The organism is Streptomyces sp. TOM-9, from assembly GCF_056858595.1.
The window spans coordinates 3,444,788-3,463,784 of the sequence record NZ_JBXEQB010000001.1 but is presented as its reverse complement, the minus strand read 5'-3'; the positions used below and the strand labels follow the sequence as shown (position 1 = coordinate 3,463,784).

Annotated in this window: 17 protein-coding genes; 7 read left to right on the top strand and 10 right to left on the bottom strand. The window is 74.1% G+C overall.

The window, feature by feature from the left end:
• Positions 1-48: 48 nt before the first annotated feature.
• From chvE to AC1VWI_RS16225, 5 genes are all read right to left on the bottom strand, one after another.
• Positions 49-1,173: a multiple monosaccharide ABC transporter substrate-binding protein gene (chvE, locus tag AC1VWI_RS16245; RefSeq protein WP_499511728.1), complete on the bottom strand. Its 1,125-nt coding sequence runs from the start codon at positions 1,171-1,173 to the stop codon at positions 49-51.
• A gap of 6 nt (positions 1,174-1,179) precedes the next feature.
• On the bottom strand, positions 1,180-2,226 hold the full coding sequence (locus AC1VWI_RS16240; RefSeq protein ID WP_499511727.1) for a hypothetical protein: 1,047 nt from the start codon (positions 2,224-2,226) through the stop codon (positions 1,180-1,182).
• A gap of 103 nt (positions 2,227-2,329) precedes the next feature.
• Positions 2,330-3,352, bottom strand: coding sequence for a zinc-dependent alcohol dehydrogenase (locus AC1VWI_RS16235; RefSeq protein WP_499511726.1), 1,023 nt, complete (start codon positions 3,350-3,352; stop codon positions 2,330-2,332).
• Positions 3,349-4,509: a mandelate racemase/muconate lactonizing enzyme family protein gene (locus AC1VWI_RS16230; protein ID WP_499511725.1), complete on the bottom strand. Its 1,161-nt coding sequence runs from the start codon at positions 4,507-4,509 to the stop codon at positions 3,349-3,351. The genes AC1VWI_RS16235 and AC1VWI_RS16230 overlap by 4 nt, the downstream gene beginning before the upstream one ends.
• A 199-nt stretch (positions 4,510-4,708) precedes the next feature.
• Positions 4,709-5,617: an SGNH/GDSL hydrolase family protein gene (locus AC1VWI_RS16225; RefSeq protein WP_499511724.1), complete on the bottom strand. Its 909-nt coding sequence runs from the start codon at positions 5,615-5,617 to the stop codon at positions 4,709-4,711.
• A gap of 236 nt (positions 5,618-5,853) precedes the next feature.
• Here AC1VWI_RS16225 and AC1VWI_RS16220 point away from each other — a divergent pair, with 236 nt between their 5' ends.
• Positions 5,854-6,348, top strand: coding sequence for a DUF3145 domain-containing protein (locus AC1VWI_RS16220; RefSeq protein WP_499511723.1), 495 nt, complete (start codon positions 5,854-5,856; stop codon positions 6,346-6,348).
• Here AC1VWI_RS16220 and AC1VWI_RS16215 read toward each other — a convergent pair.
• Positions 6,336-8,471, bottom strand: coding sequence for an MMPL family transporter (locus AC1VWI_RS16215; RefSeq protein WP_499511722.1), 2,136 nt, complete (start codon positions 8,469-8,471; stop codon positions 6,336-6,338). The genes AC1VWI_RS16220 and AC1VWI_RS16215 overlap by 13 nt on opposite strands.
• Positions 8,472-8,617: 146 nt before the next feature.
• Here AC1VWI_RS16215 and AC1VWI_RS16210 point away from each other — a divergent pair, with 146 nt between their 5' ends.
• On the top strand, positions 8,618-9,064 hold the full coding sequence (locus AC1VWI_RS16210; RefSeq protein WP_499516824.1) for a MarR family winged helix-turn-helix transcriptional regulator: 447 nt from the start codon (positions 8,618-8,620) through the stop codon (positions 9,062-9,064).
• A 34-nt stretch (positions 9,065-9,098) separates the two neighbouring features.
• On the opposite strand, the gene AC1VWI_RS16205 is transcribed toward AC1VWI_RS16210, so the two are convergent.
• From AC1VWI_RS16205 to AC1VWI_RS16195, 3 genes are read right to left on the bottom strand one after another with little or no spacing between them, the layout of a single operon-like run.
• Positions 9,099-10,583, bottom strand: a complete 1,485-nt coding sequence (locus AC1VWI_RS16205; RefSeq protein ID WP_499511721.1) for an SDR family oxidoreductase — start codon at positions 10,581-10,583, stop codon at positions 9,099-9,101.
• Complete coding sequence (locus tag AC1VWI_RS16200; protein ID WP_499511720.1) at positions 10,580-10,798, bottom strand: hypothetical protein; 219 nt, start codon at positions 10,796-10,798, stop codon at positions 10,580-10,582. The genes AC1VWI_RS16205 and AC1VWI_RS16200 overlap by 4 nt, the downstream gene beginning before the upstream one ends.
• Positions 10,795-11,505, bottom strand: a complete 711-nt coding sequence (locus AC1VWI_RS16195; RefSeq protein ID WP_499511719.1) for a dienelactone hydrolase family protein — start codon at positions 11,503-11,505, stop codon at positions 10,795-10,797. The genes AC1VWI_RS16200 and AC1VWI_RS16195 overlap by 4 nt, the downstream gene beginning before the upstream one ends.
• Before the next feature lie 180 nt (positions 11,506-11,685).
• Here AC1VWI_RS16195 and AC1VWI_RS16190 point away from each other — a divergent pair, with 180 nt between their 5' ends.
• Genes AC1VWI_RS16190 through AC1VWI_RS16170 form a run of 5 tightly spaced genes read left to right on the top strand, consistent with a single transcriptional unit; the run spans position 11,686 to position 17,092 of the window.
• Positions 11,686-12,957, top strand: coding sequence for an NAD(P)/FAD-dependent oxidoreductase (locus AC1VWI_RS16190; protein WP_499511718.1), 1,272 nt, complete (start codon positions 11,686-11,688; stop codon positions 12,955-12,957).
• Positions 12,951-13,706: a DUF1365 domain-containing protein gene (locus AC1VWI_RS16185; RefSeq protein ID WP_499511717.1), complete on the top strand. Its 756-nt coding sequence runs from the start codon at positions 12,951-12,953 to the stop codon at positions 13,704-13,706. The genes AC1VWI_RS16190 and AC1VWI_RS16185 overlap by 7 nt, the downstream gene beginning before the upstream one ends.
• Before the next feature lie 2 nt (positions 13,707-13,708).
• A complete protein-coding gene (locus tag AC1VWI_RS16180; RefSeq protein WP_499511716.1) occupies positions 13,709-14,983 on the top strand; it encodes a class I SAM-dependent methyltransferase in 1,275 nt (424 codons plus the stop codon).
• Positions 14,980-16,266, top strand: coding sequence for a class I SAM-dependent methyltransferase (locus tag AC1VWI_RS16175; protein WP_499511715.1), 1,287 nt, complete (start codon positions 14,980-14,982; stop codon positions 16,264-16,266). The genes AC1VWI_RS16180 and AC1VWI_RS16175 overlap by 4 nt, the downstream gene beginning before the upstream one ends.
• Before the next feature lie 4 nt (positions 16,267-16,270).
• Entirely contained in the window at positions 16,271-17,092 is an 822-nt protein-coding gene (locus tag AC1VWI_RS16170; RefSeq protein WP_499511714.1) for a DUF1295 domain-containing protein, read from the top strand.
• Positions 17,093-17,354: 262 nt separating this feature from the next.
• On the opposite strand, the gene AC1VWI_RS16165 is transcribed toward AC1VWI_RS16170, so the two are convergent.
• The gene (locus AC1VWI_RS16165; RefSeq protein WP_499511713.1) at positions 17,355-18,713 is read right to left on the bottom strand and encodes a cryptochrome/photolyase family protein; all 1,359 of its coding nucleotides are present in this window, start codon (positions 18,711-18,713) and stop codon (positions 17,355-17,357) included.
• Positions 18,714-18,997: the final 284 nt, after the last annotated feature.

The window sequence follows — 18,997 nt, the reverse complement described above, 5'->3', positions numbered from 1 at the left end:
CTCGGGTGGTGGGAAGTGACGATCGTCGGTCGTGGTCCGGCTCCGGGACTACTGGAGCTCGGACTCCTTGATGTAGCCGGAGTCGACGACGATCTCCTTGTAGTTCGACTTGTCGACGCTCACCGGCGGCAGCAGGTAGGTCGGGACGACCTTGGTGCCGTTGTTGTAGGTCTTGGAGTCGTTGGTCTCCGGCTTGCCGCCGGTCAGCACCGCGTTGCCCATCTGGACGGCGACCTTGGCCAGTTCGCGGGTGTCCTTGTAGACGGTCTGGGCCTGCTCGCCCGCGATGATCGACTTGATCGAGGCGACCTCGGCGTCCTGACCGGTGACGATCGGGAGCGGCTTCTTGCCGGTGCCGTAGCTCACGCTCTTCAGCGCCGAGATGATGCCGCGGGAGATGCCGTCGTACGGGGAGAGCACCGCGTCCACGTCGTCGGAGGTGTACGACTTGCTGAGCAGGTCGTCCATGCGGGCCTGGGCGGTGGCGCCGTCCCAGCGCAGGGTGGTGACCTGGTTGAGCTCGGTCTGGCCGCTCTTGACCACCAGTTGCTTCTTGTCGATGTACGGCTTGAGGGTGTCCATCGCGCCGTTGAAGAAGTACTTGGTGTTGTTGTCGTCGGGCGAGCCGGCGAAGAGCTCGATGTTGAAGGGGCCCTTCTTGCTGCCGTCCTGCAGGCCCAGCTTCTCGAGGATGTAACCGGCCTGGAGCTGGCCGACCTTGTAGTTGTCGAACGTCGCGTAGTAGTCGACGTTCGCCGAGCCCAGGATCAGGCGGTCGTAGGAGATCACCTTGATGCCCGCGTCGTGGGCCTGCTGCAGTACGTCGCTGAGGGCCGAGCCGTCGATGGCGGCGATGACCAGCAGCTTGTCGCCCTTGGTGATCATGTTCTGGATCTGGGCGACCTGGTTCTCGACCTTGTCGTCGCCGTACTGCAGGTCGGTCTTGTAGCCCTGGGCCTGGAACTGCTTGACCATGTTGTCGCCGTCGGCGATCCAGCGCTCAGAGGACTTGGTGGGCATGGCGATGCCGATGGTGCCGCCCTTCCCACCGTCCTTGTCGCCGCCGCCTCCGGTGTTGTCGCTCTGCCCGCAGGCGGTCGCGGTGGCGCCGAGGGCGAGGGTGGCTATCAGCGCGGCTGTGGTGCGCAGACGTGCGGCTCTGGCGATGCGCATGGCTGATCAGATCCTTTCGGCGGCCAGGCGGGGGTCGGTCGCCTGGTCCGGGTCGGTCGCGATGTCCAAGGGGAAGCGGTGGAGCGGACCCGGCTGCCGCGCGCCCAGCGGGGAGAGCCCGCCGTCCGCGCCCAGCCGGGAGAGCAGGTCGAGCACAAGGCGGCCGCGCCGGACCCGCTCGCGGGCGGTCGTCAGGGCGACCTCCCGCAGCTGACGTCCGTACGGGTAGATGCCGGGGGCCTTGCTCAGCCCGAACTTGAGGTAGATCGGCGCGCCGCGGCGGATCAGCTCCGCCGCGTCGTAGAGCCGGACGAAGCCGCCGAGGTCGTCCGGGGCCTCGATGTAGAAGTCCATCGGCGCACGGCTGACCCGGCGGATCTCGGTGATCTGCTGGAGGGTCAGGTCGGAGGGGATGTTGATGGAGTCGGCGCCCAGCCGCTCCCACACCGCGTAACCCGCCGGGTTGACCGGGCCGACCAGCGCCGAGACCTTGAAGGTGGTGTCGGCCGGCAGCAGGCCCTGCTCGCGGAGCTGGTGCAGCAGCCACAGCACGCCCTCGTCGGCGACGAGCAGGCAGCGCACGCCCAGGGCGGCGGCGCGCAGCGCGTCCTCGACGCAGCCGGCCACCTGGTCGTGGCCGCGGGCGCGCAGGCCCCCGCCGCGGGAGTCGGTGCGGGTGGCGGCGCCGATGTCCCAGGTGCCGCGGGGACCGGTGAACAGGCAGAGCTCGACGTCCCGTTCGGCGCAGGCGGTCACCATCTCGGTGATCTCCGCGTCCGTCAGCATCCAGATGCCGCTGCCCTGGCTGATCCGGTGCACCGGCACCTCCAGCCGCTCGCTCTCCTCCAGCACGGTGGCCAGCGCCTCCGGGCCCTCCACGGAGGGGATCTCGGTGCGCCAGGCGCCCCCGTCGGGGAAGGAGTGCGGGGAGGCGTCGGCCGGGTCGTCCGCGGGCGCGCCGTGACCGAGGAGGGTGAGCGCGTACTGGCCCGGGTGTCGGGGACCGCCTGTGGTGCCGGCCGTGCCGGGGCTCGGGGTGGGTGCGTCGGTCACGGTGCTCCTTCGTTCTCGCCGTTCGATATCTCGGACGACGTTCGGTTCATTGGGTATGGGTGGGCACGGATGGGACATCGGATGTCCGCCGCGCACGGAGCGGTCACGGACGCAGCAGCACCTTCCCCACCTTCGGATCCCTGTTCCCCAGCAGTCCGAGGGCGTCGGCGTACTCCTCCAGCGGCAGGTCGTGCGTGATCAGCGGCGCCGGGTCCAGGATCCCGGCGTCGAAGGCCCGTACGGTGTGCGCCCAGGCGGCGGGCGGCGCCCCGAAGACCGTGTGCACGGTCAGCTGCCGCACCACCAGGTCGGTGGGGTCGAGCCCGAGCGCTCCCGGCGCGGGGATGCCGGTCAGTGCCAGCCGGCCGCCGCGGCGCAGCAGCCCCGCCGACACGCGGGCCGCGGAGGCGGAGCCGGCGGCCTCGACCACCAGGTCGTACCGCCCGTCCTCACTGGCCAGTTCACCGGTCGTGCGCAATTTCGTGGCGCCGAAGGAGGCGGCCAGCTCCTCCCGGTCCCGGCCGGTCCCCACCACCAGCAGCTCCGCCGGCGACACCGCGGCCAGGAACTGCACCGCCAGCATGCCGAGCGTGCCGGTGCCGACGACCGCCACCCGCTCGCCCGGCGCGGCCGGGGCCTTCAGCAGCGCCGCCGCCACGCACGCGGCCGGCTCCAGGAGCACGGCGGCGCGCAGGTCGGCCGCGTCGTCCAGGACGTGCAGCAGCCGGGCGGGCAGCGTCAGGGTGTCCGCCATGGCACCGGGCTGCGTGAAGCCGGTCTCCTCGTACGGCGCGCTGCACAGCGTGGTCTCCCCGGCGTGACAGCGCTCGCAGACCTGGCAGTTGCGGAAACCCTCGCCGACGACCTTCCGGCCCACCAGGCCGGCGGTCACCCCGGCGCCGACCGCCTCCACCGTGCCGGACCACTCGTGGCCGGGGGTGACGGGGTAGCGGACGTAGCCCTCGGGGCGGGTTCCGGCGTACACCTCCCGGTCACTGCCGCAGATGCCCGCGGCGTGGACCCGGACCAGCGCCTCGCCCGGACCGGGCGCGACCGGTCCGGCCGGCACGATCCGGTGCCGGCCGGGTCCGTCGAGGACGACGGCGCGGGGGGTGTGGACGGTCACTTGGCGCCCTTCGGCTTCCGGCGCTCCCAGCCCTCGGCCCACAGGTCGAAGCGGGCCTGCTGCTGGGGGAACTCGGCGGCGGCGTCGACGTCGAGCTCGACACCGAGGCCCGGCGCGTCCGACAGCGTGAAGTACCCGTCCTCGCCGACCACGGGGGCGCCCTTGACGACCTTCTTGATCTCGGAGTCCGCGAAGTCGTTGAAGTGCTCGAGGATCTTGAAGTTGGGGGTGCACCCGGCGAGCTGGAGGCTCGCGGCGGTGAGCACGGAGCCGCCGACGTTGTGCGGGGCGACCAGCACGTAGTGGGTCTCCGCGGTGGCGGCCAGCTTGCGGACCTCGTTGATGCCGCCGATGTGCCCGAGGTCGGGCTGGATGATGTCGGCGGCCTGGAGCTCGAACAGCTCGCGGAACTCGTAGCGGTCGTGGATGCGTTCACCCGTGGCGATCGGCAGATCGGTGTGGGCGGCCACCTTCGCCAGGGCCTTGAGGTTCTCCGGCGGCACCGGCTCCTCGATCCAGCTCGGCTTGAAGGGGGCCAGCTCGCCCGCGACGCGGATCGCGGTCGCCGGGCTGAACCGCCCGTGCATCTCCACGAGCAGCTCGGTCTCGGGGCCGATCGCGTCGCGCACGGCCTCGATGAGGGAGACGGAGTAGGTGGTGGCCGCGTGGTCCAGCTCGAAGTGGCCGGTGCCGAAGGGGTCGATCTTCAGCGCGCGGTAGCCGCGGTCCACCACGGCGCGGGCGGCCTTGTGGTAGGCCTCCGGGGTGCGCTCGGTGGTGTACCAGCCGTTGGCGTACGCCTTGACCTTCTCGTTCACCTTGCCGCCGAGCAGCTGCCACACGGGGACGCCGAGGGCCTTGCCCTTGATGTCCCAGCAGGCCATCTCGATGACGGCGATGCCGGACATGACGATCTCTCCGGCCCGCCCGTAGTCGCCGTACTTCATCCGGCGGACCAGGTCCTCCACCGCGAAGGGGTCGGAACCGGATATGTGGTTGGCCTCCGCCTCGCGGAGGTAGCCGAGCAACGCGTCGGTGTGGCCGAGCATGCGGGTCTCGCCGACGCCCGTGAGCCCCTCGTCGGTGTGGACGAGCACGTAGGTGAGATTCCGCCAGGGAGTACCGACCACATGGGTGCTGATGCCGGTGATGCGCACGGGAAGCCGCCCCTTACAGGGTGTCGTTCGAGATTTCGTCACACGTTCGAAATGTTGAAGGGAACGTAGTTACGGGCTCCCGGCGGTGTCAATGGGTGTGCCGGGCAGGTGTCGGCGATGTTGCCGAAGTGAGTCCGTAGCCCGTGACGCGTGCCGTTCCGTGTCCGAAACCCCGGACGAACACCCGGGTCCGGCGCGGCTAGCCGCCGGCCGGGTTCGGCCCGAAGGCCGCCGCGTAGACCAGCCGCGCGAGCTTGGCCTGTCCCTCGGCGCTGGGGTGGAACCAGTCCCAGGGACTGAGCTCCTTCTGGGTGAAGCGGTAGTCGAAGACCATGCCGCCGTCGTAGCGGCAGCGCTCGTGGCGCGCGCACTCCTGCCGCAGCACGTCGTTGTACGCCATCACCCTTTCGCGTACGGTCTGCCGCCGTTCGCGGGCGCCCGCGCTCATCGACTCCGCGTCGGACAGCATCGACGGGCACAGGCCCAGCTTCCAGATCTGCCGTCCCAGCACGTTCTGCCGGCCGACGTCCCACAGGCGCATCAGGTCGGGCACGCTCGCGACGAAGACCTGCGCCTTCGGCAGCTTGCTGTCGAGGGTGCGCAGGGCGGCGGAGAAATCCTTGCGGTATTCGGCCACCGGGGTCATGCGGTCGATGCTGCGCGCGCACGCGTCGTTGGCCCCCATCAGGATGGTCACCTGCTGCGGCCGCAGCGCGACCGCCTTCTTGGCCTGCTCCGGCAGGTCGTGCATCCGGGCGCCGCTGGCCGCCAGGTTCCAGCTCTCGGTGGCCGGCCGGTTCAGCACCCGGGTGGCCACGCTCTTCACGGAGCTGCGGCTGCCGGTCGCCCAGGACAGGTCCGGACAGTCCGTCAGGATCCCGCAGGCGTCGAAGGCCCGGGTGATGGAGTCGCCGAGCGCGGCCAGCGAGGCGGGGGTGGTGTCCCACACCTGCGCGGGGCGCTTCGCCGTGCCCGCCCGCCCGGCGGCACCGGCCTCGGTGCTCCCGGGGCCGTCGGTGGCCGAGCAGCCGGCCGCGAGTGCCGTCGTGAGCAGTGTGACCAGCGCGATCAGGGCGCCGCTGACCCCGCGCGGGAGCGACTGGCGCATCCGTTCTCCCTCGGACGAGTGGGTGACTTCTCGCTGATCCCGACAGTACGTCACTCCTCGCCTGACGCAGCGCGGTAGCTTTTTCCCTGACAGGTGGTGCGAAAGAGGTGATCAGAGGTCAGATCTTGTCTCATTCGTTATGATTAGTGCAGAATGTCCACTGCTGTCCCGGATGGCTCGGTTATGGGCATGAGGCCGCTGGGGAAGGCGTACCTCGTCCCACACTGGAGGTCCCGGTGACGACACGTGGAGTTCTGTACGTGCACTCCGCGCCACGCGCGCTCTGCCCGCACGTCGAGTGGGCCGTCGCGGGCGTGCTCGGCGTGCGCGTGAACCTGGACTGGATCCGCCAGCCGGCCTCTCCCGGCACCTGGCGGGCCGAGTTCTCCTGGCAGGCGGAACCCGGCACCGCGTCCAAGCTGGCGTCCGCGCTGCGCGGCTGGCATCTGCTGCGCTTCGAGGTCACGGCGGAGCCGTGTGCCACCGCCGAGGGGGAGCGCTACAGCAGCACGCCCGAACTCGGCATCTTCCACGCCGTCACCGGCATCCACGGGGACATCCTCATCCCCGAGGACCGGCTGCGCGCCGCGCTCGCCCGCGCCCGCAAGGGCGAGGCCGACCTGGAGACGGAAGTCGCCAAGCTGCTCGGCAAGCCGTGGGACGACGAGTTGGAGCCCTTCCGCTACGCGGGTGAGGGCGCCCCCGTGCGCTGGCTGCATCAGGTCGTCTGACGCTCCGCCACCCGTCGCGGTGCCGCGGCGCCGTCCGGCGCCGACGGCTCGTCGCCCGCGCGCGCCGCGGCGCCCGGCCACCACACCTTCGGGCCGATGTCCCGTACCAGCGCGGGCAGCAGCAGCGAGCGCACCAGCAGGGTGTCCAGCAGCACCCCGAAGGCCACGATGAAGGCGATCTGCGCCAGGAAGGCCAGGGGGATCACGCCGAGCGCCGCGAAGGTGGCGGCGAGCACCACGCCCGCCGAGGTGATCACCCCTCCGGTGGCGGTCAGCCCGCGCAGGACGCCCTGCCGGGTGCCGTGACGCAGCGTCTCCTCGCGGACCCGCGTCATCAGGAAGATGTTGTAGTCCACCCCGAGGGCGACCAGGAAGACGAAGCCGTACAGCGGCACCGAGGCGTCCGTCGCCGAGAAGCCGAACGCATGGCGGAAGACCAGCGCCGACACGCCCAGGGTGGCCGCGAAGTTGAGCGCCACCGTGGCGACCATGAGCAGCGGCAGCAGCAGGCTGCGCAGCAGGGCGGCCAGGATCACCAGGATGATCGCGAGGACGACGGGGACGACGAGCGTGCGGTCGCGCTCCGCGGTCCGCTGGGTGTCCACCTGCTGGGCCGTGTAGCCGCCGACCACCGCGTCCGCGCCGGGTACCGCGTGCACGGCCGTGCGCAGCCGCTGCACCGTGGCCTTGGCGGCGTCGCTGTCGGCGGCGTCCTTCAGCGTCACCTCCAGCAGGACCCGGCCGCCGGCCACGAGCGGCTCGCCCCCGCCGGGCCGGCCGGCGGCGGTGCGCGGGGCGACGGAGTCGACGCCGTCGGTGCCGGCCGCGGCCCGGGTGACGAGGTCGAGCCGGTCCGCCTTCGCGATGACCACGGCGGGGTTCCCCGCACCGCCGGGGAAGTGCTCGCCGAGGACGCGCTGGGCGGTCACCGAGGGCGCCTGGTGGACGAAGATCTCGTCCAGCGGCACACCCCGGGCGGTCAGCGCGGGGGAGAAGGCGGCACAGCCCACCAGCAGCGCCAGGCTCGCGGCCCACACCCGGCGCGGCGTGCGGTCCACGAGGGCCGCGATCCGCCGCCACACGCCCTCCCCCTCCGGACGCCTGTCCCGGGGCCGGGCGGGCCAGTAGGCGGCCCGGCCGAGCAGCAGCAGCGCCGCCGGCAGGAAGGTCAGGCTGCTCGCGACGGCGCAGACGATGCCGACGGCGCCGACCGGGCCCAGGGCCCGGTTGTTGGTGAGGTCGCTGGCCAGCAGGGCGAGCAGGCCGAGGGCCACGGTGGCCGCGCTCGCCACGATCGCCCCGGCCGAGCGGCGCAGCGCGGCGCGCATCGCCGTGAACCGGTCGCCGCGGACCGCGAGTTCCTCCCGGAAGCGGGCGGCGAGCAGCAGGGCGTAGTCGGTGGCCGCGCCGATGACGAGGATCGACAGGATGCCCTGGACCTGGCCGTCGACCCGGACGACGCCGTGGTCCGCCAGCACGTACACCACCCCGCAGGCCAGGCCGAGCGAGAAGACCGAGCCGACGATGATGACCAGGGGGAGCAGCAGCGCGCGGTAGACCAGCAGCAGGATCGCCAGCACGACGCCGAGTGCGGTGAACAGCAGCAGTCCGTCGATGCCCGCGAAGGCCTCGCCCAGGTCGGCCTGCGAGGCCGCGGGCCCGGCGACGTGGGCGGTGGTCCCCGCGACCCCGGCCGCGGTGTCCTGAATCCGGCCGACGGCGTCCCCGACGTCCCGGCCGAGGTCGGGGCGGAGCTGCACGACGCCCTGCAGGGCCCGCCCGTCGTCGGAGCGCAGCGCGGGGGAGGGGCGCCCGGTGACCCCCTCGGTGCCGGCGAGCGAGGCCAGCGCCGACGTTGCGGCCTGCTGCTGGGCGTCGGTCACGGGGCCGCGGTCGGCGGTCCAGACGACGATCGCCGGTACGGTCCCGTTCCGGCTGAAGGCCGTCCGTTCGGTGACGGCCCTCGTCGACTCGGCGCTGCGCGGCAGGAAGGCCGCCTGGTCGTTGGTGGAGACCTCGCCGAGCCTGCCCGCGTAGGGGCCGAGGGTGCCCCCGACGCCCAGCCAGGCGACCAGCATCACCACGGGCAGCAGCCATCGGACGGCGCGCGGCAGGGATGTCATCGCTCTCTCCCGTGGGATGCGGAACGGGGGACTGCCCCGTGCGGAACGTGCGGAAGGATGTATCTCATCTATTGAGTATCTTAATCATCAAGATTATCTACGATGGAGGGGTGCCCGACAACTTCCAGGACGAGTCCCCGACCGGGCTGCAGGCCTTCGCCGTGCAGCTGCGCAGGATGAACAGCGAGTTCAACCGCATCGCGCAGGACTTCGCGCAGAGCCAGAAACTGCACCACACCGACGTGCAGGCGCTGGTCGCGATCCTGGACGGCGACGGCCACGGCGGGGCCATGACCCCCGGTCTGCTGCGCGAACGCCTCAATCTGACCTCCGGTGCCGTCACCGCCTGCCTGGACCGGCTGGAACGCGCCGGGCACGTCCGCCGCACCCGCGACGCCGCCGACCGCCGCGTGGTCCATCTGCACTACGCCCCGCGGGGGATGGAGGTGGCGCGGGAGTTCTTCCGCCCGCTCGCCCGGGGCACCGACGCGGCGCGCTCTCGCTTCACCGAGGACGAACTCGTCGTCGTGATGCGCTTCCTGGCCGCGATGAACGACGAGCTGACCACCCTGCGCGCCCCCGTCCCGGACTGAGCCCGCGTCCGTCACGGCCCCACGCGGCCCTCCGCTACGGCCCTGCCGCGCCCGCCCGGGCCGCGGCGGCTATGTTGCGTGCCATGCCGCCGAAGACCACGGAGTGGAACGGCGAGACGCTCCACCAGTACGCGTGCCCCGCCAGCCCGCGCGGATGGAACAGCGCCCGCTGCCCGTAGACGGTGCGCCCGGTCCCGTCCCGTCCGCACGTCAGCTCCAGCCAGGCCAGGCCCGGCAGCCGCATCTCGGCGCGCAACCGCAGCAGCCGGCCCGGCTCGATCTCCTCCACCCGCCAGAAGTCCAGCGAGTCGCCCGCCCGCAGGTGCGTGGCGTCCCGCCGGCCCCGGCGCAGCCCGACCCCGCCCACGAAGCGGTCGAGCCAGCCGCGCACGGCCCAGGCCAGCGGGAAGGAGTACCAGCCGTTGTCGCCGCCGATGCCCTCGATGACCCGCCACAGCGCCTCGGGCGAGGCGTCCACGATGCGCGTCCGGCGGTCGGTGTAGAGCGAGCCGCCCGCCCAGTCGGGGTCCGTCGGCAGCGGGTCGCTCGGCGCGCCGGGCACGGAGGCCGAGGACCAGCGGGTGACCACGTTCGCCTCGCGGATGCGCTGCAGCGCCAGCCGCAGCGCCGCCTCGACGCCGATCATGCCCTCGGGCGGGTCCGGCACCCACGCGGCGATGTCGCGGTCGTGGCAGACCACCTCGTGCCGCAGCGACTCCGTCAGGGGCCGCGCGATGCCCGCCGGCACCGGGGTCACCAGCCCCACCCAGTGGCTCGACAGGCGCGGCGTCAGCACCGGCACGGGCACGATCAGCCGGTGAGGCAGCCCCGCCACCTCGGCGTACTCCAGCATCATGGCGCGGTAGGTGAGCACGTCCGGGCCGCCGATGTCGAAGGCGCGGCTCACCTCGGGCGGCAGCGTGGCGCAGCCCACGAGGTAGCGCAGCACGTCCCGTACGGCGATCGGCTGGATCCGGGTGCCGACCCAGCGCGGGGTGACCATCACCGGCAGCCGTTCGGTGAGGTAGCGCAGCATCTCGAAGGAGGCCGAGCCGGAGCCGATGATCACCGCCGCCCGCAGCGCCGCTGTCGGCACCCCGGAGGCGAGCAGCACCCGGCCCACCTCGGCGCGTGAGCGCAGGTGCGGCGACAGCTCCCGCTCGGGCACCCCGGCGGGGGTCAGACCGCCCAGGTACACGATCCGCCGCACGCCCGCTGCCTTCGCCCGGGACCCGAAGACCTCCGCGGCATCCCGGTCGGTCCGCTCGAAGTCCGCTCCGCTGCCCAGGGCGTGGACGAGGTAGTACGCGACGTCCACGCCCTCCATGGCCGCCCGCACCGACTCCGGGTCGGTGACGTCGCCCCGGACGACCTCCACCTCGCCCGCCCACGGGTGGTCGCGCAGCTTGCCGGGCGTACGGGCCAGGCAGCGCACCCGGTGCCCGGCCTCCAGCAGTTCGGGGACGAGCCGGCCGCCGATGTAGCCGGTCGCGCCCGTCACCAGGCAGGTGAGGCTCATCGCGGGCTCCCGGCGTCGCGGGCGAAGGGGCCGGCCGCCGGCTCGGGCGGCAGCAGGGTGCGCAGCAGCGCCGCCAGTGCCGTCAGCGCGGCCGTGAGCAGGAGCGGCAGGAGCGGCAGGAGCGGCCAAAACGGTGCCCCGGCGTAGCGCGGGGCCGGTGCGGTGCCCGGCGGCCCCGGGACCGGGCGGGCGTCCGTTCGCAGGCGCGGGCTCATCGCGCTCCCTCCGTTCCCGGGGCGGTCAGCGCGCCGGCCACCTCCGGCGGCAGCGGACGCAGCCGCAGCAGCCCGGCGACCAGGCGCGCCGTCAGGGCGTGCCAGGTCCCGGTACCGCGCAGCATCGCGTGGTCGCCGCCCGGCACCACCAGGTGGCAGACCTGGGCGCCCGCCGCCCGCGCCCGGTCCGCCAGGGTCAGCGAGCCGGCCGGATCGGTGACCCGGTCCCGGTCGCCGTGCAGCAGCACCAGACGGCGCCCCGCCAGATGCCCCACCGGCTCGTCCTCGGGACACCACGGCGCCAGCCCCACGACCGCGCCCACCAGCGGATGCCCGGCCACGCGCAGCGCCGCCCGGCCGCCCATCGAGTGCCCCACCAGCACCACGGGCACCTCCCCGGCGCGTTGCCGCAGTGCCTCCAGCGCCCGCAGGGCGTCCCGCGCCGCGTCCTCCCGCTCGCCGTTCCAGCCGCGGTGCCGGTAGCGGACCCCGGCCAGCGCCACCGCGTGCCCGGCGGTGGCCCGGCCGATCGCGCGGACGAAGGGACGCATCCTGGCCCCCGGCAGATTCCACGGCGGGGGCGGTTCCAGGCCCTCCGCACGGCCGCCGTGCAGCACCAGGACGGCGGCGCGCGGCCGCTGGGGCAGCACGTACGGGACCAGCACCGGACGCGGCGTGCCGCCGCCCGTTTCGTCACCGTACGTCATCGGACCGCCCCTCTCGTGTGCTCTCCGTCATTATCGGCCGCCCTCCGTGACGACGCCCGTCACGTGCGTCCACCCATGGATTCGCGGCCGTCCGCCCGGCGGATTGCCGCACCGACCAATCCGTCCCGCCGCGGGCTCCGAACCACCAGCAGGGAGAGGACCGCGACGAAGGGACGGGACGTGACCGAAGCAAGGCGAAGGGTGGCCGTCGTGGGCAGCGGCGTCGCCGGGCTCACCGCCGCCTACCTGCTGCAACGGCACTGCGACGTGTCGCTGTTCGAGGCCGACGACCGGCTCGGCGGGCACGCCCACACACACGACGTACCCTCCTGCGACGGCCGGGTGACCTCCGTCGACACCGGCTTCATCGTCCACAACGAGCGCACCTACCCCACCCTGCTGCGGATCTTCGCCGAACTCGGCGTCCCCACGCAGGAGTCCGAGATGAGCATGTCCGTGCGCTGCGAGGGCTGCGGCCTGGAGTACGCGGGCGCGCGCGGCCCCTCGGGGATCTTCGCGCAACCGCGCAACGCGCTGCGCCCGGCCTATCTGCGTATGCTGGCCGAAGTGCCCCGATTCCACCGCCTGGCCCGGCGGCTGCTCGCGGAGGGCGGTTCCGACGACACCACCACGCTGGGGGAGTTCCTCGGCGCGGGGGAGTTCTCGGCGTACTTCACGGCGCACTTCACGACCCCGCTGGTGGCCTGCGTCTGGTCCTGCTCGCCGCGGACCGCGGCGCACTACCCGGCGGTCTACCTCTTCCGGTTCCTCGACCACCACGGGATGCTCTCGGTGGGCGGCTCCCCCACCTGGCGGACCGTCACCGGCGGATCACGCGTCTACGTCGAGCGCATCGTCAAACGGCTCACCGCGATCCGCACCGCCACCCCCGTACGCGCCCTGCGCCGGCACGCCGACGGCGCCGACGTCGTCACCGACGACGGGGAGACCGAGACGTACGACGCGGTGGTCGTCGCCACCCATCCCGACCAGGCACTACGGCTGCTCGCCGACCCCACCGCGGAGGAGCGCCGGGTGCTCGGCGCCATCCCGTACTCCAGCAACCCGACGGTGCTGCACACCGACACCACGCTGTTGCCCCGCAGCCGCGGCGCCCGCGCCTCCTGGAACTACCTCATGCCCACCTGCGCCCCCGACCCCGGCGGGGTCCGCGTCAGCTACGACATGAACCGCCTCCAGCGGCTGGACACCCCCGAGCGCTACGTCGTCACCCTCGGCGACGAGGAACGCGTCGACCCCGCCCGGGTGCTCGCCCGCATGGTGTACGAACACCCCGTCTACACCCCCGCGTCGCTGGCCGCGCGACGGCGGCTGCCGGCCCTCGCGACCCCCGTCACCGCCTTCGCCGGGGCGTACCACGGCTGGGGCTTCCACGAGGACGGCTGCCGCTCCGGCGCCGAGGCCGCCCGCCACCTGGGGGCGCGATGGTGACCCCCGCGGGGCTGCCGCCGCAGGTGCCCGCCCTGTACGAGTGCACGATCACCCACGTGCGCACCGATCCGCTGCGGCACGCCTTCGCCCACCGCACCTACATGTGGCTGACCGACCCCGCCCGGACGCCCCGGCTCCCCGCCGCGCTGCGCCCGCTCGCCCGCTTCGACCCCCGCGACCACTTCGGCGGCCGGCACCCGACCGTACGGGCCGCCCTCGACGCCTGGCTCGCCGCGCAGGGCGTCGACCTGCACGGCGGCCCGGTCCGGATGCTCAGCCACGCCCGGGTCCTCGGCCACGTGTTCAACCCGCTGACCCTGTACTGGTGCCACGACCCGGACGGCACCCTCGTGTGCGTGGTCGCCGAGGTCCACAACACCTACGGGGAACGGCACGCCTACCTGCTGCGCACCGACGGCCGCGACAGCGCCCACGTCGCCAAGGACTTCTACGTCTCCCCGTTCCTCCCCGTCGACGGCGGCTACCGCATGCGGCTGCCCGAGCCGCACGACCGGCTCCACCTCACCGTCCACCTGGAACGGCCCGGCGGCGGCACCCCGTTCACCGCCACCGTGCGCGGCGAGCGGCGCCCGGCCACCACGCCGGGCCTGCTGCGTGCCGCCGCCCGCCACCCCTGGTCCACGGCCGCGGTGTCGGCCGGCATCCGCCGGCACGGCATCCGGCTGCTGCTGCGCGGACTGCCCGTGCAGCCCCGTCCCGTCCACGCGCCCCAGGAGGGTTTCGAGTGACCATGTCCACCACGTCCGTCCCCCTCTCCGCTTCCGCACCCGCCTCCGGCGTGGACCCCCGCCGCTGGCCGGACGTCGCCGCGCCGCCACGGTGCTCACGGCTGCGTGCCGCGGTCGCCGGTGCCGTGCTGCGACGCGCCCTGAGCGGGCTCCCGCTGCGCTGCCGGCTCGGCGACGGCGGCCCGGTCCTCGGCACGGGCGGGCCCACCGTGCTGATCGCCGACCCCGAGGCCTTCCACCGCCGGGTCGGCACCGCAGGACTCATCGGCTTCGGCGAGTCCTACATGGCCGGCGAATGGGACGCGCCGGACCTGCCGGCCGTCCTCACCGTGCTCGCCTCGCACGTCACCGAGCTCGTCCCCCGGCCGCTGCAGCGGCTGCGCGCCCTGTGGGCACACCGGCAGCCCACCGAGCGGCGCAACACCCTCGACGGCGCCCGCGGCAACATCCACGCCCACTACGACCTGTCCAACGAGCTCTTCGCCCTCTTCCTCGACGAGACCCTCACCTACTCCTCGGCCGTCTTCCGCGGCTTCCCCGCCCGGCGCGCCCAGCTGGCCGCCGCACAGCACCGCAAGATCGACCGGCTGCTCGACCTGGCGGGCGTCGGCGAGGGCACCCGGCTGCTGGAGATCGGCACCGGCTGGGGAGAACTCGCCGTCCGCGCCGCCCGCCGCGGCGCCGAGGTCGTCTCCGTCACCCTCTCCGAGGAACAGCGCCGGCTCGCCACGGCCCGGATCGCCGCCGCGGGGCAGCAGGACCGGGCCACCGTCCGGCTGCGCGACTACCGGCAGGTGACCGGGAGCTACGACGCCATCGTCAGCGTCGAGATGATCGAGGCCGTCGGCGCCGAGTACTGGCCGGTGTACTTCACCGCCCTGGACCGGCTGCTCGCCCCCGGCGGCACGGTCGCGCTCCAGGCGATCACCATGCCCGACGAGCGAATGCTCGCCACCCGCGACACCTACACCTGGATGCAGAAGTACGTCTTCCCCGGCGGGCTCATCCCCTCCCTGGAGGCGATCGAGCGGACCCTCGACGAGCACACCGCGCTGCGCGTCACCTCCTGCGACGGCTTCGGACCGCACTACGCCGAGACGCTGCGGCTGTGGCGCGAGCGCTTCACCGAACGCGCCGCCGACGTCGCCGCCCTCGGCTTCGACGAGACCTTCCGCCGCATGTGGACCCTCTACCTCGCCTACTCCGAGGCCGGCTTCCGCTCCGGCTACCTCGACGTGTGCCAACTGCGGCTGACCCGGGGGGAGACCACCAGGTGAAGGGCGCCGCGGACACCCTCGCCCCGTTGCTGGAGCAGTTCACCGGCGGCCCGCTGCCCGTGCGGCTGCGGGCCTGGGACGGCAGCACCGCCGGGCCGCGCGACGCCCCCGTGGTCGTCCTGCGCTCCCGGCGGGCGCTGCGAAGACTCCTGTGGCAGCCCGGCGAACTCGGCCTCGCCGAGGCGTACATCACCGGGGACATCGACGTGCGCGGCGACCTCACCGAAGGCCTGCGCGCCGTGTGGCACGCGGCACGCGACGGCGGGCTGCGCCCTCCCCGGCTCACCGCGGCCGACCGGCTCCGCGCCGCCGGCGCCGCCGTACGGCTCGGCGCGGTCGGCCCCCGGCCGCCCGCCCCGCGCGGACGCGCCCGGCTGAACGGCACCCCGCACACCAGGGGCCGCGACCGGGCCGCCATCAGCCACCACTACGACCTGTCCAACGACTTCTACGAGCTCCTCCTCGACCCCTCCATGGCCTACTCCTGCGGCTACTGGACCCGCCACGACGACCCGTCGTACGGCCTCGCCGACGCCCAGCGCGACAAGCTCGAACTCATCTGCCGCAAGCTGGACCTGCGCCCCGGCACGCGGCTGCTCGACATCGGCTGCGGCTGGGGCGCGCTCGCCCTGTACGCCGCGCAGACCCACCGCGCGCAGGTCCACGCGGTCACTCTTTCCCGCGCCCAGCGGGACTTCGTACGGGACCGGATCCGCGAACGCGGCCTGGAGCAGTACGTCACCGTCGAACTGCGCGACTACCGCGACCTGGAGGGCAACGGCGGCTACGAGGCGGTCACCGCGATCGAGATGGGCGAGCACGTCGGCGACGAGCACTACCCGCGCTTCGCCGGCGCGATCCACCGCATGCTGCGCCCCCGGGGCAGGGCGCTGGTGCAGCAGATGTCCCGCGGCCGCGTCGCCCCCGGTGGCGGCGCCTTCATCGAGACGTACATCGCCCCCGACATGCACATGCGCCCGCTCGGCCGGACCGTGGGGCTGCTGGAGGACGCGGGCCTGGAGGTGCGGGCGGTGGAGTCCCTGCGCGAGCACTACGTCCACACGGTGCGGGCCTGGCTGGCCACCTTGGAGCGGCGCTGGTCCGACGTCGTCCTCCTGGCCGGCGAGGAGACCGCCCGCGTGTGGCGGCTGTACCTGGCGGGCGGGGCGCTGGCCTTCGCCGAACGCCGCATGGGCGTCGACCAGATCCTCGCCGCACGGCCCGCGGCCGACGGCGCCGGAGGCACGGCCGGCACGCCCGCCGCCTGGTACGCGGGGTGGTGAGGCGGTGAACGGCTTCCCCTGGGGCGCGTTCGGGGCGGGCGTGGCGGTGGCGGCCGGGGCCGCGCTCGCCGTCATGCTCGCCACCTTCGCGTTCGCCCTGTCCCGCGGCAGGCACCGCTACGTCGACGTCGCCTGGGGCGTGGCCTTCACCGCGGTCGCCGGGTCCGCCTACGGCATGTCCGCCGGACACGGCGACCCGGCTCGCCGCGCGCTGGTGCTCGCGCTGACCGCCGTGTGGGGCCTGCGGCTCGCCGTCCACATCGCCCGCCGCGGCCGCGGCCACGGCGAGGACCCCCGCTACGAGGCCTTCCTGGCCAAGGCCCGCGGCAGCCGGGCCGCCTACGCACTGCGCGCGGTGTACCTGCTGCAGGGCGCGCTCGTCCTGGTCGTCTCGCTGCCCGTCCAGGCCGCCTCGTACATCCCCGGGCCGCTCGGCCCGGCGGCCGCGGCCGGCGCGCTGCTCTGGCTCACCGGCCTGCTCTTCGAGGCCGTCGGCGACCACCAGCTGGCCCGGTTCAAGGCCGACCCGGCGCACCGGGGCCGCATCATGGACCGCGGCCTGTGGAGCTGGACCCGGCACCCCAACTACTTCGGCGACTTCTGCGTCTGGTGGGGGCTGTTCGCGCTGACCTGCGACGCCTGGCAGGCCGCCGCGGTGTCGGTCGTGTCCCCGCTGCTGATGTCGTACCTGCTGACCCGGGGCAGCGGGAAGGCCCTGCTGGAACGGCACATGGCGGACCGCCCCGGCTGGGCCGCCTACGCGTCGCGCACCAGTGGTTTCTTCCCCCGGCCCCCGCGCCGGCACGCCGGCGCCCCGCCGGGGTGAGGGGGCGGGGGCGGGCGGGACCGCCCGCGGCCCGCCGCGTGCCGCCCGCCGGGTGGGCCTCGGCGGAGGGCGGCCCGGGTGCCGACGCCCCCGGGCGGGCCACGCGCAGGACACCGGGCCGGTCGAATGTCGGCCTTTGACCGCCGCGGCTCTCGACCCGCGGGCATGTGGTGCGGTGCCGCGTGCCGCCCGCCGGGTGGGCCTCGGGGAGGGCGGCCCGGGTGCCCCGGGCCGCCGCCGCGGGCCCCGACCCGCGGGGCGGCTACTTGCCGCGGGCGCTGCGGAAGCGGGCGAGGGCCTCGTCGAGGTCGACGAGGGGGGCGGGGTAGTCCAGGGCGGCCCGCTCGTCCTCGGGTAGCCGCCAGGGGCGGTGCACGGCGCCGCCCCGCACCTCCGCCAGCTCCGGCACCCAGCGGCGCACGTAGGCGCCGTCCGGGTCGAAACGACGGGCCTGCACCAGGGGGTTGAGCACCCGGTTCGGGCGGGTGTCGGTGCCGGTCCCGGCCACCCACTGCCAGTTCAGCTGGTTGTTGGCGATGTCGCCGTCCACCAGCAGCTCCAGGAAGTGCGCGGCGCCGATCCGCCAGTCCACGTACAGCGTCTTGGTCAGGAAGCTCGCGGCCAGCAGCCGCGCCCGGTTGTGCATCCAGCCCTCGTGCCGCAGCTGCCGCATCGCCGCGTCGATCAGCGGGTATCCGGTACGGCCCTCGCGCCACGCGTGCGCCTCGGGCCCGTCACCGTGCCAGTGGTCACCGCGCGGCCGCAGGTCCCGGGAGGCGGCGTCGGGGCGGGCGGCGAGCACCTGGTGGTGGAACTCCCGCCACGCGACCTGCCGCACGAACGCGTCCGCGCCCGGCCCCGCGGCCTCACGGGCGCGCCGGACCAGCTCGGTGGCCGACAGGCAGCCGAAGTGCAGGTACGGCGACAGACGCGAGGTGGCGTCGCCCGCGAGGTCGTCGTGGCGGTCCTCGTACGCGGCGAGGCCCGAGGCCCGCCAGGCCCGCCAGCGCTCGCGGGCCTCGGTCTCCCCGCCCGCGGGCAGCCCTGGCGACGTGCCCTTGGGCGGCTCCGGGAGTGGCCGGGACGCCACGCCGTCCGGGACGCGGACCACGCGGGGCGCACCCAGCGGGTCGCGCAGATCCGCGGTCTCCCAGCGCCGCAAGTACGGCGTGAACACCCCGAAGCTGTCCTTGCCTGCCGGGGTCACCGCGCCGGGCGGCACCGCGGTCAGCACGGCGTCGTGCACCCGGAGTTCGCGGCCCGCCGCTGCCAGGGCCTCCCGCAGCCGCTCCTCGCGCCGCGCGGCGTAGCGGCTCACCCCCGCCGCGACGTGCACCTGCCCGGCGCCGGTCTCCTCCGCGACCCGGCACGTCTCGCGCGCCACGTCCCCGTGGCGCAGCACCAGCCGCCCGCCGCGCTCGCGCAGCCGCTCGTCCAGGTCGGCGAGGCAGCCCGCGAGGAACGCGCTGCGGTTCGGGGCGGCGAAGCCCGTGGCTTCGATGGCCTGATCGAGCACGAACAGGGGGACGACCTGCTCCGCGGAGTCGAGGGCGGCCCGCAGGACCGGGTTGTCGTGGAGCCGCAGATCGGCGGTGAACAGGCAGATCGACGTCGTCGTCACGTCCGGGGCACTCCTCCTGGCCGGCATTCGCGCCCGGCGAGCCTATGGCGCCGCCTCCCACCGCGGCGTGAGGCGCCCCGCCGCGCCCCGCGAGCGCGGGGCGTCACCCGGGGAGCCATGCCCTCCCGGAGCGCCCCCACGGCGGCGTCGCCCCCGCGCGGGGGCCCCGGCCCATCGGCCGGGCTCTCCTGGGGCTCCGGGCCGCGTGCCCGTGCGTTGGGCCGGCCGGCCGCTGTGGGGTGTCCCGGGGCGCTCGGATCGTGGCCATGGCGTTCACCTTTCTG

Excerpts from the sequence above, each read along its gene's own strand:
- chvE (WP_499511728.1), bottom strand. The coding sequence starts at position 1,173 with ATGCGCATCGCCAGAGCCGCACGTCTGCGCACCACAGCCGCGCTGATA.
- AC1VWI_RS16225 (WP_499511724.1), bottom strand. The coding sequence starts at position 5,617 with ATGCGCCAGTCGCTCCCGCGCGGGGTCAGCGGCGCCCTGATCGCGCTG.
- AC1VWI_RS16215 (WP_499511722.1), bottom strand. The coding sequence starts at position 8,471 with ATGACATCCCTGCCGCGCGCCGTCCGATGGCTGCTGCCCGTGGTGATG.
- AC1VWI_RS16205 (WP_499511721.1), bottom strand. The coding sequence starts at position 10,583 with ATGAGCCTCACCTGCCTGGTGACGGGCGCGACCGGCTACATCGGCGGC.
- AC1VWI_RS16200 (WP_499511720.1), bottom strand. The coding sequence starts at position 10,798 with ATGAGCCCGCGCCTGCGAACGGACGCCCGCCCGGTCCCGGGGCCGCCG.
- AC1VWI_RS16195 (WP_499511719.1), bottom strand. The coding sequence starts at position 11,505 with ATGACGTACGGTGACGAAACGGGCGGCGGCACGCCGCGTCCGGTGCTG.
- AC1VWI_RS16185 (WP_499511717.1), top strand. The coding sequence starts at position 12,951 with ATGGTGACCCCCGCGGGGCTGCCGCCGCAGGTGCCCGCCCTGTACGAG.
- AC1VWI_RS16180 (WP_499511716.1), top strand. The coding sequence starts at position 13,709 with ATGTCCACCACGTCCGTCCCCCTCTCCGCTTCCGCACCCGCCTCCGGC.